The organism is Flavobacterium limi (assembly GCF_010645075.1).
Lineage (GTDB): Bacteria > Bacteroidota > Bacteroidia > Flavobacteriales > Flavobacteriaceae > Flavobacterium > Flavobacterium limi.
The window spans coordinates 71,488-86,912 of the sequence record NZ_JAADZV010000008.1 but is presented as its reverse complement, the minus strand read 5'-3'; the positions used below and the strand labels follow the sequence as shown (position 1 = coordinate 86,912).

The 15,425-nt window shown below is 30.5% G+C and carries 19 protein-coding genes; 8 read left to right on the top strand and 11 right to left on the bottom strand.

Translation table 11 applies throughout. The features are described 5' to 3' along the window. Positions 1-77: 77 nt before the first annotated feature. Together GXM16_RS16490 and GXM16_RS16485 are read right to left on the bottom strand one after the other, a co-directional pair. On the bottom strand, positions 78-557 hold the full coding sequence (locus tag GXM16_RS16490) for an Lrp/AsnC family transcriptional regulator (protein WP_007805990.1): 480 nt from the start codon (positions 555-557) through the stop codon (positions 78-80). Positions 558-634: 77 nt separating this feature from the next. Continuing rightward, positions 635-1,789 carry a M14 family metallopeptidase gene (locus tag GXM16_RS16485; RefSeq protein WP_163395595.1) on the bottom strand — a complete coding sequence of 385 codons (1,155 nt, stop codon included), beginning with the start codon at positions 1,787-1,789 and terminating at the stop codon, positions 635-637. A gap of 298 nt (positions 1,790-2,087) precedes the next feature. Between GXM16_RS16485 and GXM16_RS16480 the strand changes: the two genes are divergently transcribed. After that, positions 2,088-2,549, top strand: a complete 462-nt coding sequence (locus tag GXM16_RS16480) for a helix-turn-helix transcriptional regulator (protein WP_163395594.1) — start codon at positions 2,088-2,090, stop codon at positions 2,547-2,549. Between the two features lie 229 nt (positions 2,550-2,778). On the opposite strand, the gene GXM16_RS16475 is transcribed toward GXM16_RS16480, so the two are convergent. Next, a complete protein-coding gene (locus GXM16_RS16475) occupies positions 2,779-2,967 on the bottom strand; it encodes a lysophospholipid acyltransferase family protein (protein ID WP_163395593.1) in 189 nt (62 codons plus the stop codon). 62 nt (positions 2,968-3,029) lie between these two features. Between GXM16_RS16475 and GXM16_RS16470 the strand changes: the two genes are divergently transcribed. The 5 genes from GXM16_RS16470 to GXM16_RS16450 are packed head-to-tail and all read left to right on the top strand — an operon-like array spanning position 3,030 to position 5,912. Further along, positions 3,030-3,695, top strand: a complete 666-nt coding sequence (locus tag GXM16_RS16470; protein WP_163395592.1) for a spermidine synthase — start codon at positions 3,030-3,032, stop codon at positions 3,693-3,695. A 4-nt stretch (positions 3,696-3,699) separates the two neighbouring features. Continuing rightward, a complete protein-coding gene (locus tag GXM16_RS16465; protein WP_163395591.1) occupies positions 3,700-4,377 on the top strand; it encodes a peptidoglycan DD-metalloendopeptidase family protein in 678 nt (225 codons plus the stop codon). 6 nt (positions 4,378-4,383) lie between these two features. Continuing rightward, positions 4,384-4,854 carry a hypothetical protein gene (locus GXM16_RS16460; RefSeq protein WP_163395590.1) on the top strand — a complete coding sequence of 157 codons (471 nt, stop codon included), beginning with the start codon at positions 4,384-4,386 and terminating at the stop codon, positions 4,852-4,854. A 12-nt stretch (positions 4,855-4,866) separates the two neighbouring features. Continuing rightward, positions 4,867-5,391: a hypothetical protein gene (locus GXM16_RS16455; RefSeq protein ID WP_163395589.1), complete on the top strand. Its 525-nt coding sequence runs from the start codon at positions 4,867-4,869 to the stop codon at positions 5,389-5,391. 50 nt (positions 5,392-5,441) lie between these two features. Continuing rightward, complete coding sequence (locus GXM16_RS16450; protein WP_163395588.1) at positions 5,442-5,912, top strand: nuclear transport factor 2 family protein; 471 nt, start codon at positions 5,442-5,444, stop codon at positions 5,910-5,912. A gap of 67 nt (positions 5,913-5,979) precedes the next feature. Here GXM16_RS16450 and GXM16_RS16445 read toward each other — a convergent pair whose 3' ends face one another. The 7 genes from GXM16_RS16445 to GXM16_RS16415 form a co-directional block, all read right to left on the bottom strand. Next, positions 5,980-7,242: a nucleoside permease gene (locus tag GXM16_RS16445; RefSeq protein WP_163395587.1), complete on the bottom strand. Its 1,263-nt coding sequence runs from the start codon at positions 7,240-7,242 to the stop codon at positions 5,980-5,982. A gap of 65 nt (positions 7,243-7,307) precedes the next feature. Further along, positions 7,308-8,000, bottom strand: a complete 693-nt coding sequence (gene cmk / locus GXM16_RS16440; protein WP_163395586.1) for a (d)CMP kinase — start codon at positions 7,998-8,000, stop codon at positions 7,308-7,310. Between the two features lie 34 nt (positions 8,001-8,034). Beyond that, entirely contained in the window at positions 8,035-8,634 is a 600-nt protein-coding gene (locus GXM16_RS16435) for a murein L,D-transpeptidase catalytic domain-containing protein (RefSeq protein ID WP_163395585.1), read from the bottom strand. 10 nt (positions 8,635-8,644) lie between these two features. Beyond that, a complete protein-coding gene (porQ, locus tag GXM16_RS16430) occupies positions 8,645-9,664 on the bottom strand; it encodes a type IX secretion system protein PorQ (protein WP_163395584.1) in 1,020 nt (339 codons plus the stop codon). Positions 9,665-9,987: 323 nt separating this feature from the next. After that, on the bottom strand, positions 9,988-11,013 hold the full coding sequence (locus GXM16_RS16425) for a hypothetical protein (protein WP_163395583.1): 1,026 nt from the start codon (positions 11,011-11,013) through the stop codon (positions 9,988-9,990). Positions 11,014-11,103: 90 nt separating this feature from the next. Next, the gene (locus GXM16_RS16420) at positions 11,104-12,204 is read right to left on the bottom strand and encodes a BT_3928 family protein (protein WP_163395582.1); all 1,101 of its coding nucleotides are present in this window, start codon (positions 12,202-12,204) and stop codon (positions 11,104-11,106) included. Positions 12,205-12,288: 84 nt separating this feature from the next. Then, positions 12,289-12,831 carry a DUF1599 domain-containing protein gene (locus tag GXM16_RS16415; protein ID WP_163395581.1) on the bottom strand — a complete coding sequence of 181 codons (543 nt, stop codon included), beginning with the start codon at positions 12,829-12,831 and terminating at the stop codon, positions 12,289-12,291. Between the two features lie 153 nt (positions 12,832-12,984). On the opposite strand from GXM16_RS16415, the gene folP reads away from it, so the two are divergent. After that, positions 12,985-13,806 (top strand): dihydropteroate synthase, encoded by an 822-nt coding sequence (folP, locus tag GXM16_RS16410; protein WP_163395580.1) that lies wholly within the window; start codon positions 12,985-12,987, stop codon positions 13,804-13,806. Between the two features lie 6 nt (positions 13,807-13,812). Beyond that, a complete protein-coding gene (locus tag GXM16_RS16405; RefSeq protein ID WP_163395579.1) occupies positions 13,813-14,439 on the top strand; it encodes a hypothetical protein in 627 nt (208 codons plus the stop codon). A 1-nt stretch (position 14,440) separates the two neighbouring features. On the opposite strand, the gene GXM16_RS16400 is transcribed toward GXM16_RS16405, so the two are convergent. Continuing rightward, the gene (locus GXM16_RS16400) at positions 14,441-15,256 is read right to left on the bottom strand and encodes a M48 family metallopeptidase (protein WP_163395578.1); all 816 of its coding nucleotides are present in this window, start codon (positions 15,254-15,256) and stop codon (positions 14,441-14,443) included. Between the last annotated feature and the right edge of the window lie 169 nt (positions 15,257-15,425).

The following is a 15,425-nucleotide window of genomic DNA, read 5'->3' as shown; positions in this document are numbered from 1 at the left end:
GTAATTGGTTAATTAGTCATAAAAAAACCCCAAGAAAACTTGAGGTTATATTTGTTAATATAGCATTCAAGAAAATATTACATATTTTTGAAAATAGTATGCATCAAACGCTTCTTATCATTAATACTTTCTTCTAATGAAATCATTGTTTCAGTTCTGTAAACACCTTCGATATCATCGATCATAAAGATAACTTCTTTAGCGTGTTTAGTATCCTTTGCTCTAATTTTACAGAAAATATTAAATTTCCCAGTAGTTACAGAAGCTACTGTTACGAATGGAATTTGATTAATTCGCTCTAATACAAATTTTGTTTGAGATGTATTATTAAGAAACACACCTACATAAGCAATAAATGAATACCCTAGCTTATCATAATCTAAAGCTAATGATGACCCCATTATTATTCCGGCATCTTCCATCTTTTTTACTCTGACATGTACAGTTCCTGCCGAAATCAACAATTTTTTTGCAATGTCAGTAAACGGAACTCTCGTATTGTCTATTAACATATCTAAAATCTGGTGATCTACTTCATCTAAACGAAATTTACTCATAATTCTTTAATTAATATTACTAATTTGTATTACAAAGTATAAAAATATATATAAAAAACAACAAATTCACATAAAATTTAACTTTTTATCAGTCCGTTAACAAATTTAACGTTTTCATTTAAATAAAAGTCTGCTTTTTGATCTTTTTTCGGAAAATTGGTAAAATCATCTGAGTATGCAGCGCCTTTTGCATCGTAGACATAATGTCCAAAATAATTTTCTAACTCCCCTACTTCAACTATATAAGCATTAAATTGAATCTTGCTGTCAATCAATTCTTCTTTGTATTGAGCGACAAAATTCGTAATAATTTCGATACCATCATAATTTATTTTGATATTTTTATACATAAAATCATAAAAAACCACTTTATTTTGTGAAATATTCAAATAATCATTAATCCTGTTATTAACTATATCGTTTTCGAAAAGTACTTTAAAACTTGTAATCAGTGAAAAGAATATATATTTTCTGGTAATCTCCCGAGGATAATCATTTTGAAAATGACCAGCTTCAAACAAAATTGTCGGTACTCCCAAATACTGAAAAGTATCTCCAATACAGTTAATATTAAAAGAATCATCAAAACGCCCAATCTGACCCGGAATGTATTTTTGAAGTTCATCATTCAAAGCTGCAATTAAATTAATAGCTTTAAGTCTGTTTTCATTTATATCCCGTTCCTCATTATAAGAAGGAGCTAAAAATGAAACAGTAGCAGGTTTACCTGTGTCACCTGCTCCAAAAATAGTACGCTGATCATGTAAATTAAAACAAAAGTCTGGTTTGAAATTTTCAAAAACTTCCCTCAAAACCCTGCTTTCGGGCTGAGTTAAATCCTGAGAATCCCTGTTAAGATCAACATTATTTGCATTTGCACGTGTATAGAGCGCTGCACCATCAGGATTAAGTATTGGTATGCAGTAAAAAGTAAATGCTGAAAGCATTTTTTCAGCGAATTCAGAACCATTATTCAAAACGTTAATGAAATCAAACAAGGCTTTAGTAGTCGTACTCTCATTTCCGTGCATTTGTGACCATAAATAAATACGTGTTTTTCCAGAACCAATTTCATAACCATATATAGGCTTACCTAAAACTGATTCTCCTAAAACATGTAGCCGATTATTTATATTAATTCTTTCTAATAATGGCTTAATATGTTCTAAGGTTAGATAACGACCTTCAATACACTCTTCCTTGTTTTGATTAAATAATTCTTCTAAATTCATGTTTTTTCAATTAGTTTACAAAAGTAAATATCTTTATTTTTACAATTGTAAACATTTCCAATATATCACAATTTATAATTGTAAACGATTTTTAATCTTTCAGCCGCTTTTCAGCAATAATGATATTTTTTTTAAATATTGAATACTAAAAATTTAATTATCAGTTTTTTAAAAACAATTAAGTAAAGTTTTAATTCAAATTAAAATTCAATTCACACTTGATTTTAAAACTACGAAAATAGTAATATGATTTTATTATTACATTTGTAAATAGTGATTTCATTAATAATAATTCACAATGGTAAACATAGATGATTTTGTAAAAAGACTTGAGATTTTATTGGAATATTACAGTTTAAGCGCTTCGTCTTTTGCTGATAAAATTGGCGTGCAGCGCTCAAGTATGTCTCACCTCCTTTCGGGAAGAAACAAACCCAGTTTGGATTTTGTATTAAAAATTACAGAGGTTTTTCCGGAGATTGATTTGTATTGGATATTGATTGGAAAAGGCAATTTCCCAAAAAACACCGAAGAAAATCTAAATAAAAGTGGTACTGAAAATGCCAATATATTATCCCCTGATTCTGATGAAATTTCAGAAAATGAAAACTTATTTTTAAAAACTAACATTGCCGATGAAAAAACAGAGTTCGTAAATAATGCAGATTTTAAAAATTTTAATTTAAGTACAGATGATAGTAAAATTGAAAAAATTGTGTTCTTTTATAAAAATGGTACTTTTAAAGCATTCACTCCATAATATTTCAAGACAATAAATATTACAGATATATTAAATTCAATTCCTCCAAAGAAAAATTTACAATTTTCTGATCTCTGTAACCTTTTTTCAGGTTCCTTCAAGAGCTATTCCCAAACGAAAAGTCTCTCTCTTTTTCAAAAAACAGAAGCAATCACATCTACTTCTTTAAAACGCCTGAACGATCAAGCGGCTCACCTACCACACTTATAAAATAATAACCTAACGGAAGTTAAATAACTCTTTCTTCCCGCAGTTCATTTCTAAACCTGATATATCTCTTGTAAATTCCCAGATAAAAATCACGATTACTTGAATGCAGCATTCCTTCAGAACATTTTTTTATTTCGGCATTTTCAATCCCGGCTATTTTCCAGCCCATTAGCCTTAGAAAAAGAAATTTGTACAATTGTGATATCATTAAAATTTCACATTTCGCACAAATAAAAAAAAATAATACTAAATTTGGTAAAAGTGCAACAAATGATTCAAAAAATATTTAGTTATTTAATACCAATTAAAATATTCAAAAAGAGATCAGCTCGTAGTAAAATGATTGAAGTAACCTGGGCTAATGGTGAATTAGTTTTAGACTCGGAAAACACAAACTATTCTTACGGTAGTTTACAGCGAATATTAAGATACGGTTTAAAAAATATTGGTTTTAAAACTATTCAGAAAATGAATCATATTTTGGTATTAGGTGTTGCCGGAGGAAGCGTTATAAAAACCCTAATCGACGAAATTGAATTTAAAGGTAAAATAACAGGAGTCGAAATTGATGCAGATATGATTCAGATCGCTAATGAATATTTTAATCTGTCTCAAATTAAGCAATTGGAAATTGTGATAGATGATGCCTTTGAATTTGTTCTAAAAACTAAAAGCCAGTACGATTTAATTATCATTGATGTTTTTGAAGATACAAATATGCCTAACTTTTTATTTGAGCGTTTTTTTAGTGAAAGGGTTTTTTCTATATTAAAAAGTCAGGGTTTTGTTCTTTTTAACACTATGATTCTTGACGAAAAACATAATATCCGAAATCGTAAATACATTTCAGAAATTAACCCTAAATTATATTCAACTAAAATGCTGCCTCGCGTTGAGCAGCATAACGAGTTAATTATTATTGAAAAAGTTGCTTAGTTATATGAAACCTCTTTGTTCTATATTAAAAAAAATACCACAAACAAATATTATTGATTCTACTATTGATTATTCAAAATATGTAACTTTAGATTTATCTCTAAATAACCAGAATTTAACAGGAAGAAAATCAGGAAATACAGCTGATTTCGAGGAATACATTACCGATTATTTAAAAAAGCATAATGCCGAAGTAGCATTTGGCGGTTATATCGAAGGAAGGACTTTGTACCAACGAAGCTCCATTTTTAAAAATGATTTGAATCCAGAACGCAATATCCATATTGGTCTTGATTTTTGGACAAAAGCAGGAACACCCGTTTTAGCGGCTCTTGATGGACAAGTACATAGTTTTAAAAACAATATTGGTTTAGGTGATTATGGTCCAACCATAATTTTGGAACACGAAATTCAAAATCAAAAATTTTATACTTTATACGGTCATTTATCGTTAGAAAGTATAGAAGGGATTAGTGTTGGCGATTTTTTCAAAAAAGGAGAACATCTGGCGAACATCGGAAATTCAGAAGTAAACGGAGATTATGCACCACATTTGCATTTCCAAATCATTAAAAACATAGAAGATTATTGGGGTGATTATCCTGGTGTCTGCAACACAAAAGATTTAAATTTTTACATAGAAAACTGCCCCGATCCCAATTTATTATTAAAAATAACATAAATAGTTATGAAGAAAGCAGGATTGATTATATGTTTGTTGCTATTAATAGGCTGTAAATCTAAATCAGTAAGCAGAAGTACTGAAGATCTAAAAATTAAAAAAATTTTAGAAGCCGAAATAAATTCAAATCAGCAAAATAAAGCCTATTCATTAGGAAAAAGAGTTCTTGAAACATGCAATACATCAAAGTTTAAGCCTTTTAATGAAACTGAAGTAACTAAATCAGTAATGGAGAATACAACTGAGGAGCGTTTAACTAAAACGTGCTTAAGATTCAGACAATATTATGGAAGCTTTATTGATTTGAAATTAGATGGCGTTTACAAAACCAAAGAGGAAACTATCTACCGGTATCATGCATTGTATACAAAAAAGGTTGCCAATAAAGAACTTCGCGTTTTTGTAAATGAAGATAATTTAATTTCTGCTATAAAATCAATGGACTGGGATGAAAAGTTTGATGCTAAAATTAAATAAATTAATACACTTATGACGTTAAAATTATCCTTGATTTCGTTTCTTTTGATTTCACTTCTTTCGAATGCCCAACAAACGATCAGTGTAAAAGGTTCAAAACCATTTCCAGCAACTGAAAATTATACTTTTATCTGTGAAAAATATATTCTTACCGGAGAAATTAATGTACAGATTGCAAAAACTGACAAAGGAGGAATCTTAAAATTAACAATTGCTACTGCAAATGATAAAGCCAGAATCTCGGGAGGTGTATATGTTGATTTGGTAAATGCTGACGTAATTGCATGCACAGATAAAAATGTCAAAGAGAGTGAAGAAGGAAAAACAGCCTCTTATTATTATTTTACACCAGCAGAATTTTTAAAATTAAAGAAGACAGACATAAAAGCAATTAGATTTATAATTACCGGTAATTCAAATGCATTTGGAAATCAAACTGGTTACTTTACCGCAATAAATCAAAAGAATTATTTTTCGACTGCTTTTGACAAATCCAAAAAAACTTTTGATACTGCTGCTGCAATTAGTCTCCTATAAAGATTATTTAACCAAAAATAATCTTACTTTTATAGCCTAATTTTGTTAAAATGAATTCTAACGAACAATTAATTGCTAAATTCTATACTGCGTTTGCAAATGCGGACGCCAAAACAATGAGCGAATGTTATCATCCGAAGGTTCATTTTATTGATCCTGCTTTTGGACTTTTAAAAGGAGAACAGGTTTCTAAAATGTGGGAAATGCTTCTTTTAAAAAGCAAAGGAGATATTAAAATCGAATTTTCGAACATACAAGCTGATGAAACTTCAGGATCTGCCCGCTGGATTGCTACCTATAATTTCAGCAAAACAAACAGGAAGGTAATTAATAGAATTTCGGCAGAATTTCTTTTTCAGGATGGGCTAATCATCAAACATACCGATAATTTCGATGTTTGGAAATGGTCAAAACAAGCTTTCGGAATTACAGGTTATTTATTAGGATGGACGGGTTTTTTTCAAAACAAAATAAGAGAACAAGCGCTGTTATCACTTAAAAAGTTCCAACAGCCTAAATAAAATTTTGCAATTATAAGCAAATAACCCCACTATAAAAGTGGGGTTATTTGTCATATACCTTTCTAAATTAATGCTTTAAATTTTCTAACTCCTTTGGATCATGTTTGTATTTAAACAAAATTGCAAAAGCTATCGCAATAACAAATGCATAGGCTGCAAATGAAAACCAGACACTTGGCCATTGAATTTTATTACCAATAGTAAAATAGCTTACTGTACGACCCGCCATCTCGCCACCAAGTATAGCACCAATACCATTTGTCATCAACATGAATAACCCCTGCGCACTTGACCTGATTTTACTGTCTGTTTGTTTTTCAACAAATAGCGAACCTGAAATATTAAAAAAGTCAAACGCCATTCCGTATACTATCATTGATAATATGAGGAAAATTACTCCTGAACCGGGATTTCCTATTCCAAATAAGGCAAAACGCAATACCCAGGCAACCATACTAAAAATCATTACTTGCTTAATTCCGAATCGTTTTAAGAAAAATGGAATTGTCAGGATAAAAAGAGTTTCTGAAATTTGGGATAATGAAATAATAAAAACAGAATGTTCCACTCCAAAAGTACCCTTATATTCCGGATTTGAACCAAAATCCCTTATAAAGGTGTCGCCAAACATATTTGTAATTTGTAGCGCTGCACCCAATAGCATTGCAAAAACAAAAAATATTGCCATTTTCTTTTGCTTAAAAAGTACAAAACTATCTAAGCCAAATTTACTTGTCAGGGACTGATTGCTGTTTTTGTTTTCAGCAGGGACATCCGGCAAAGTAAAACAAAAAAGTCCTGTAATAATCATAGATACGGAAGCAAAAACAAACTGAAGGGTATTTGATTTCCAATCAGTAAGATCCGTTACCCACATGGCAATTATAAAACCTACCGTTCCCCATACCCGGATTGGTGTAAACGTTTTTTGAACATCAAAACTAAATTTATTCAGAACCGCATAACTTACAGAATTATTTAATGCAATGGTCGGCATATAAAAGCAGCTCGTTGCAAAAATAATCCAGTACATTTCTGTAGAGTTAGTTGCTCTGGTAGCAAAATATATTGCAATGCCAGCAATAATGTGTGAAATTCCTAATACTTTTTGCGCGCTTAGGTACTTATCTGCAATAATACCAAGCAAAGCCGGCATAAATAAACTAGCCCATCCCATTGAGCCATATGTTCTTCCAATTGATAAACCAATACTACTTCCTTCTACAGGACCAAAAACCTGTCCCATATATCCTCCTAATGAAATCAGCCATATTCCCCAAACAAAAAACTGAAAAAAATTCATGATTGTTAGTCGTAGCTTTATACTCATAATAGTATTTGTCTTTAAATTAATGAAGCCGTAAAACTACCATTAAAAATGAAATCTACAAAGAATTACAGAGTTTTAACAACCTCGTTTACCAACTCTAAAACAGCGGCAAATTGTTCTTCTTTATTTAAATAGGAATTATCAATTTCTATAGCATCATCAGCAATTACTAAAGGAGAATCTTCACGATGGGTATCTATATAATCTCTTTCGACTACATTTTTTAAGACTTCTTCATAAGATACATTATCGCCTTTTTGCTGTAATTCATCAAATCGCCTTTGTGCACGGGTTTCAGCACTGGCTGTCATAAAAATTTTGAGTTCAGCCATTGGAAAAACTACTGTTCCAATATCTCTTCCATCCATTACAATTGCTTTATTGGTTCCCATTTCCTGCTGTTGTTCAACTAATTTTGAACGAACTTCAGAAACTTCAGCAACCTTGCTAACAAAACTGGAAACTTCGATGGTACGGATTTGTTTTTCAACATTTTCTCCATTCAGGTACATTTCTGCAAAGCCTAAATCAGAATTGTATTTAAACTCTAATTGAATTTTAGGAAGTGAATCGATTAAAGCCTTCTTGTCAAAAAAATCGGCTTTAATGAAGTTATTTTTCATGGCAAAATAAGCAACCGCACGATACATTGCTCCCGTGTCAACGTAAACATAAGCAAGTTCTCTGGCCAATTGCTTTGCTAAAGTGCTTTTTCCGGTTGATGAAAAGCCGTCAATAGCAATTGTAATATTTCTCAAAGTTGTGATTTTGGTTTAATAATTTTATTATTTATTAATAATAAATATCTAGAAGGATGTTTGATTTTGAAGAATCAATGATTTTTTCAATTCTTTTAAAAAATTGTTCATTAACCATTGGGCAGCCATGACTACGACTGATATAATGATCTTGTTCTTCGTATGGAACTGCTGAATAATGATGCAAAACGATAGCTCTTTTAAATGCATTACTATTTGTTTCTTCTAAACCATATAATCGATATGCTTTTCCGAAAATTCCACTATAATTATTTCCGATAGAATATCTTCCTAAAGAAGTAGAATTTGAATTGGGTATGTTACTAAACTTTAATTCGCCTTTTATTCCGGTTTCCGAACCACATCCATGAGCAACTAATCCCTGATCTAAAATTTTATTATTTTGTAAATCGTAAACAAAAAAACGATTTTTTCCCGAAGGAATTCTCATATCAATAAAAAAAGCAATTTTAGAGTTGTATTTAGAATTAGTATTGAGCATTGACTTCATTTCGTCAATTCGATTATTAATTCTTTCAATTTCCAGGCTATTCGGTTCATCTTTGAAATAAGGCTTTGAACTGATAAATAAGCCTGATAATACTACAACTAAAATCAAATTAAATATTTTCATATAAAAATCATTATTGAAGATTAATATTTAAACCAAAAAGACTTGTATTTGCTGCTAATGTATATTTAGAATACGAATAATTGAATTTTAATCGATTCATTTTTAAACCAAAACCTAATGAAACACCTGAAAAATTACGTTGTTCTTCAATCCTTAATTCTTCAGCTCTTCTAAAATTATACCCTAATCGAATATTGAATGCTTTTTTAGGGAAGAGTTCTACTCCAAAAACTACATGTCGTAAAGCGTTATTAAAAAAAGATACTTTTTCCTCTTCAGATGAACCATCTATATTACCTTCTCCACGTACAGGATTAGAAAAAGAAATATTCCATTGCTGCAAATTTTCTAAAGAAAGATGCCATCTAATAGGTACGTGATCCAATTCTTGTGAGACGCCTGCAATAATCTCCAATGGTAATTTTTCTTTTATACCTGAATAAGTGGTAAACTGGGTTCCTACATTTCGTATTGCTAAAGCCCAGTTTACATCATTTCTTTCGTCAATGAACAAGAAACCTAAATCTAATGCACCACCAACAGAGTTGTAGCTTTCTAAAGTTGATGTTATCAATTTAGCATTTACACCAATATGGATGTCTGTATATGGAATATTATATGCATAACCTACTGAAAGAGCCCCCTCACTTCCTGTAAAATCTGAAGTAGCCTGACCGTTCTCATCATATCCTTCGAAAGTCCCATAGTTAATATAGCTTATTCCCGCATAAAATGTCTGCAAATGCCTGTCATAAGTATAAGCATAAGAAGCAGTTCCGTAAGAAGCTTCACCGTAATAATTACCGTAATTCATTGCAAGATGATTGTCCATATCTGCATTTAATGTTGCGGGATTAAACATTACCTGATTAACATCCTCGTCGTAAATTGTAATCGATTTTCCTCCTAACGCTGCCTGTCTTGGTGAAGTTGTCAGGTTTAAAAACTGGTAGGCATATCGCCCGCCAATCTGCCCATAAGACACAGAAAAATTGATAAACAAAAAAAACAGAATATTTTTTTTCAACATGTATGTTAAGCTAGTCTGTATTAGAACGAAAAAATGAAGGTAAAATTATAATTCTGAAACATTTAAATTTTAAAATATAATTTCTATTAAATTATTTTTTCTCATTCTAAACGCAAAAGTACAAAAAGAAATTTTATGAAATGGAAAATACGTCCGCCAAAATTGTTAATTTCAACATAACATTTGAAGTTCGGATTGTATTAATTTAACAGAGATTTATTAATTATTTAGAATTAATACTGAATATCATTTAATACACGTATTAAATAACAACTATTTTTGATTTGCTCTTAAACAGTTTTAAAACTGTCAAGTTGAAGAAATTAGGAAATAAGTTTATTTTTTGTTTTTAGAAAATGATTAAACGTCATTAAAAAAAAGGGGAATGTTACAAAACTTAACCAGATAATAAATTGTCTTGCAAATATTTCAAAACAATAATTAAAAAAGAAAATAGTACTAACAAAAAGAATACAGAATACAGAATCTGATTTGCTTACCTGTGTATCAGAATATCTATCTATGTGTTCATTTTTGAGTTCACTTATTGTGTCAGAATACTTTATAAAGAAGAATATTTTCCAACTTGGCAGAAAACCAATAAGCATCATAAAATTCTGAATCATGTAAATACTTGAAATACCTAAAAGAAAATATTGCATTGCAATATAAGTTCCTTGTATTAATTCATTAGTACTTATGATATTTCCATTTGCAAAAATACCACATAAATTATCGACAGCAAAAAACATCATAATTATGGAACTCCAGATGCTTAGGATTAGTTTTTTACTATCCGATAAAAAAACTTTACTAAAAGCATTATAAAAAGAAAATAAGGAAAGTAAAATTACAATAATGATAAATGTTCGTAAGATGATATTATCAAATATTACTAAACCATTATCTATAACCCAATAAATCATAGATATCGAAAGCATTAAAGTCATACCTTCTGTCAATTGGGGAACAATTCTTCTCTCATTAAATATTAGTGAAAAACTAACATATAAAATAAAGAAAACAATAGGCCAAGCTAAAATACTTAAATTTAAAACTTGCGTAAAATCAAATTTTGAATTAGGCGAGATGTGATATAAATAAAGACCTAAAGAAAAAGTAGAAATAAAAGAAATAATTGATATTAAAACAGCTGTTTTCCAAGTTTTTGTAATCCTTTTGCTCTCAAAAATAATACCTGAGATTAATGCCAGAATATGAAGGGGAAGCAAATGTACATCTTCAGTTTCATAAAAATTAAAATCACATATGAAATACAGAATCAAAAAGAATATAAATAAAAAAAGGTAAAGATTTTGAGAAAACTTAGCAGTCAATTTTGCGCTCATATTTCTTATTTGATTAATTATCTATCCAAAAAACACCAATAGATCTAAAAAAGACTATTGGCGTACTTAAAATATATTTTACTTGAAATGTTATAATTTCAAATCATCAATATCATTGTAATGCACTTTTTGAGTGATAGTACCATTTTCTATCACCACTACACCAGGATTAGATCTTTCAATTGTTTTTAAAGCAATTGCATCACAAAAATAAAAATCGATGTTTAAACCATATTGTTTTTTAGCTTTTGCAATTATTTCGTCAGCTGAAGCGGTCATTCCAATTACCTTATATCCTTTTGATTTGGCATCAGCATTCAGTTTTTCTAACTTTTTCATTCCATCAGGATTAGATAAAGTCAAATCATAAGTTACAAAAACTAATAATTTTGGTTCTTTAAGCAATTCTTCTTTATAATCCGAACCGTCTTTGGTCATTGTGAAATCGTGAATTGGCGGTACATAACCTTCTGTGATTACTTTATCTTTACGATCAACAAAAGTCGCGCCTTCAGGAATATTCATTAAATCTTTTTCAGTAAATTCCTTATTAACACCTTTTACTTTATAGATAAAAATCATTTCAACTACAGACTTGGGTGCTCCTTCCGGAATTTCCATTCCTTTTTCTATATTAGTTCCTACCTTGTAAGGGCGAAAATCTTTAATTGGATTATGATTTAAAACCCAGACAGCCATAAAGGCGCACAAAACGACACTTAAATAAACTGCAAAATTAGTTTGTGGTGTTGAACATAATGGTTTTATTAATTTCTGATTAAAAAATAAAACCAGGATAAAGAATAATAAAACAACATCTTTTGTAAATGATTCCCAAGGTGTCAAATGCAGCGCATCGCCAAAACAGCCACAATCTTTTACCACATCAAAATAAGCGGAATAAAATGTAAGGAAAGTGAACAAAACTATCAGGACCAATAAGCTCCAGATTGTTGGTTTTGTCTTATATCCTACGAGTAACGCAACACCCAAAACCACTTCCAAAATCACTAAAAAGATTGCCAATCCTAATGCAAAAGGAGCAAGAAACGGCATGTTAAAAACGGCTTCGCTAAAATATTCAGTTAACTTATAAGAGAAACCAACCGGGTCATTCAGTTTAATTAATCCGGAAATAATAAAAAGGATGCCGACAAATATTCGGGAGAATTGGGTAATGATGTTTTTCATGGGGGAATATTTAAGTTTCAATTTCTAAATGCGGAATTCCAAAATTTTACTCAAAATTGGAATTATAATTTATTTTTGAAATTTTTATTTGTTTATGGGATTTAGGATTAAAGCAAAAACAGCATAATTTATCATATCCTGATAATTGGCATCGATGCCTTCAGAAACTAATGTTGCTCCTTTATTATCTTCAATCTGTTTTACCCTGAGAAGCTTTTGCAAAATCAAATCAGTCAATGAACTGATGCGCATTTCACGCCAGGCTTCACCATAATCATGATTTTTGGCTTCCATTAAATCTTTGGTCAATTTAACCTTAGCGTCATATAACTGAGTTGCTTTTTCAACGTCAAGATCTGGCTGTTCAACAACACCTAATTCTAACTGGATCAGCGCCATAATCGAATAATTAATAATTCCGATAAATTCGCCCTTTTCATCTTCATCGACTTTACGAATTTCATTTTCCTGTAAGCTTCTGATTCTTTGTGCCTTTATAAAAATCTGATCTGTTAATGAAGGCAGTCTCAAAATACGCCATGCACTACCGTAATCTTTCATTTTATTGATAAATAAAGTACGGCATGTCGTAATCACATTATCAAATTCAAGGGAAGTATTCTTCATTTATTGCTGTATATTTGCTAAAATTTGTTCAAAAATAAGGATTAAATTAAATAGTTTCAAGTTTCAGGTTTTCTTTGTTTAAAGTTTTTTCCAAACAAGTTGTTAATTCCGTAATCTGAAGCTTTAAACTGAAAAAAAATAAAATTCAACCAAATGTTTATTAACTGTAAAGGCTGTTTAATTGACTTGTCGATTCCGAAAGTGATGGGAATTCTGAATGTAACTCCAAATTCTTTTTTCGACGGAGGAAAATATAAAAATGGTGCAGACATTATTTCACAAGTGGAAAAAATGCTAACTGAAGGAGCTGATTTTATTGACATTGGAGCTTATTCAAGTAAACCAAGTGCTGAATTCGTTTCGGAAAAAGAAGAAATTGAACGAATTATCCCTGCAATAGAATTAATACTAAAAAATTTTCCTGATACTCTATTATCAATTGATACTTTTAGGTCTGAAGTTGCAAAAGCAAGTATAGAAAGCGGTGCGGCAATTATAAATGATATTGCTGCCGGAGAATTAGACCATAAAATGTTTGATGTGATTGCAGATTACAACGTTCCTTATATTATGATGCACATGCGTGGAAATCCGCAGACTATGCAAAGTATGACACAGTATGATGATATTGCTAAAGAAATTTTGTTTTATTTTTCTGAAAAAGTTTCTAAAGCAAGAAGTTTAGGTATTAATGATCTTATTCTGGACCCTGGATTTGGTTTTGCCAAAACAACGGATCAAAATTATCAACTCATACAAAAAATGGAACTTTTTAATTTGTTGGAGTTACCTGTTTTAGCAGGAATTTCAAGAAAATCTATGATTTATAAAACTCTTAATATCACACCGCAGGATGCTTTAAACGGAACAACATTTCTGAATACAATTGCTTTAACTAAAGGTGCAAAAATTCTTCGTGTTCATGATGTCAAGGAAGCGGTGGAATGTGTTACTTTGTTTAATAAGTTGAATTAATATTTTATGAAATACTTTATTATAATTTTCTCTTTTCTTCTTTTTTCATGTGAAGAAAAAAAAGAGGTACAGCTGCCAAAAGCCAGCATTTCAATTTTAAAAGACGTTCAGGATCATTCCCCAATCTATATCTTTTTTAAAACCGATGGAAAAGATACAATCGCTGAAGTGAACCGAAAAAACAGCATTATTTCAACCAACTGGATTTTCAATATTGACAAACGCCTGCCTTTAAAATTAGTAATCCCTGAAGTTATGAAACTACAGGAAAAGAAGCGCACTGATAGTGCGCATAAAAATGAAAAGGCGCAGAATTATTATTCTTACGCCGATTCTATTGGTAAAAATTTAGCTTTTTTACCTTTCACGAAGGTATTTTATAAAACAAATAAGCCGAAATTTGGTATTCAGATTTATTTTACAAAAACGAATTCAATACTGGTTAATGGAATTTCTGTTGAAAAATCTAATTTACAAAGTTATTTAAATAGTTTGGAGAGTGATAAACCTAATAAATTCATGTTTTCATTTGACAAAAACATAACTTTCGAAAATTATATCCAAAATAAAATATTAATTGGCAGCTTAAAATTTCATGATCATAGTTTAACAAATGAAGAGTTTATATTTTAGACTAAATTCTAATAATACCAACTTTTGCTGCGGTTTCTCTAGCCTGCGGTATCAAGGATTTCAGATTTGCAATTCTGGTAGCATCAGACGGGTGTGTACTCAAAAATTCAGGAGTTCCTGAACCGCCTGATTTAGCAGACATTCTGGTCCAGAATGCAATAGAATCATCAGGATTATATCCTGCAATTGCCATAAGAGTTAGTCCAATTTTATCAGCTTCACTTTCATGACTTCTGCTAAAAGGCAGCATCACTCCTACCTCAGATCCCAATCCATAATATTGTTGCCACATTGCCTGTTTTTCTGCACTTTGGCTTCCAGTAGCAACTGCCACACCTACAGCCCCTAATTGCTGCAATTGAGAGGCACTCATTCTTTGGGCACCATGATTTGCCAATGCATGTGAAACTTCATGCCCCATAACTGTAGCAAGACCTGATTCATTTTGAGTTATTGGCAAAATACCCGAATATACTACAATTTTACCTCCGGGTAAACACCATGCGTTAACCTCTTTATTATCAACCAGCTTATATTCCCATCGATAGTCTTTCAGATATTGTGTTTGTCCTAAATAAGTCAGATATTTCTCTGCAGCAGCTTTTATTTTTGCTCCTACAAGGCTTACTTTCTGAGCATCAGCAGTTCCTGATATTACTTTATTTTCTTTAAGAAATGTATCGTATTGTTGAAAAGAAGATGGAAATAACTCGCTATTAGAAACAAAATTAAGGTCTTTTTTTCCTGTTACAGGATTTGTTGCACAAGAGTAAACTACAAGTATTACAAAAGTTGTTATAAATAGATATTTTTTCATGATCTTATGTTTTTAATTTTACTTTTATAAAATTATTGATACTTTACATTTATCATTTTATAAAATTCATTATAAAATTAGTATAATTTTAATTTGTTTTATTAAAAAACACTTCAAGAATTTAACATATTTAATAGCAGAATTATTTAACTAATTTGTATTTTTTTTT

Coding starts and splice junctions, on each gene's coding strand:
- GXM16_RS16425 (WP_163395583.1), bottom strand. CDS start 11,013: ATGAGCGCAAAATTGACTGCTAAGTTTTCTCAAAATCTTTACCTTTTT.
- GXM16_RS16415 (WP_163395581.1), bottom strand. CDS start 12,831: ATGAAGAATACTTCCCTTGAATTTGATAATGTGATTACGACATGCCGT.
- GXM16_RS16435 (WP_163395585.1), bottom strand. CDS start 8,634: ATGAAAATATTTAATTTGATTTTAGTTGTAGTATTATCAGGCTTATTT.
- folP (WP_163395580.1), top strand. CDS start 12,985: ATGTTTATTAACTGTAAAGGCTGTTTAATTGACTTGTCGATTCCGAAA.
- porQ (WP_163395584.1), bottom strand. CDS start 9,664: ATGTTGAAAAAAAATATTCTGTTTTTTTTGTTTATCAATTTTTCTGTG.
- GXM16_RS16455 (WP_163395589.1), top strand. CDS start 4,867: ATGACGTTAAAATTATCCTTGATTTCGTTTCTTTTGATTTCACTTCTT.
- GXM16_RS16400 (WP_163395578.1), bottom strand. CDS start 15,256: ATGAAAAAATATCTATTTATAACAACTTTTGTAATACTTGTAGTTTAC.
- GXM16_RS16450 (WP_163395588.1), top strand. CDS start 5,442: ATGAATTCTAACGAACAATTAATTGCTAAATTCTATACTGCGTTTGCA.
- GXM16_RS16480 (WP_163395594.1), top strand. CDS start 2,088: ATGGTAAACATAGATGATTTTGTAAAAAGACTTGAGATTTTATTGGAA.
- GXM16_RS16420 (WP_163395582.1), bottom strand. CDS start 12,204: ATGAAAAACATCATTACCCAATTCTCCCGAATATTTGTCGGCATCCTT.
- GXM16_RS16465 (WP_163395591.1), top strand. CDS start 3,700: ATGAAACCTCTTTGTTCTATATTAAAAAAAATACCACAAACAAATATT.
- GXM16_RS16405 (WP_163395579.1), top strand. CDS start 13,813: ATGAAATACTTTATTATAATTTTCTCTTTTCTTCTTTTTTCATGTGAA.
- GXM16_RS16470 (WP_163395592.1), top strand. CDS start 3,030: ATGATTCAAAAAATATTTAGTTATTTAATACCAATTAAAATATTCAAA.
- GXM16_RS16485 (WP_163395595.1), bottom strand. CDS start 1,789: ATGAATTTAGAAGAATTATTTAATCAAAACAAGGAAGAGTGTATTGAA.
- GXM16_RS16490 (WP_007805990.1), bottom strand. CDS start 557: ATGAGTAAATTTCGTTTAGATGAAGTAGATCACCAGATTTTAGATATG.
- GXM16_RS16445 (WP_163395587.1), bottom strand. CDS start 7,242: ATGAGTATAAAGCTACGACTAACAATCATGAATTTTTTTCAGTTTTTT.
- GXM16_RS16460 (WP_163395590.1), top strand. CDS start 4,384: ATGAAGAAAGCAGGATTGATTATATGTTTGTTGCTATTAATAGGCTGT.
- GXM16_RS16475 (WP_163395593.1), bottom strand. CDS start 2,967: ATGATATCACAATTGTACAAATTTCTTTTTCTAAGGCTAATGGGCTGG.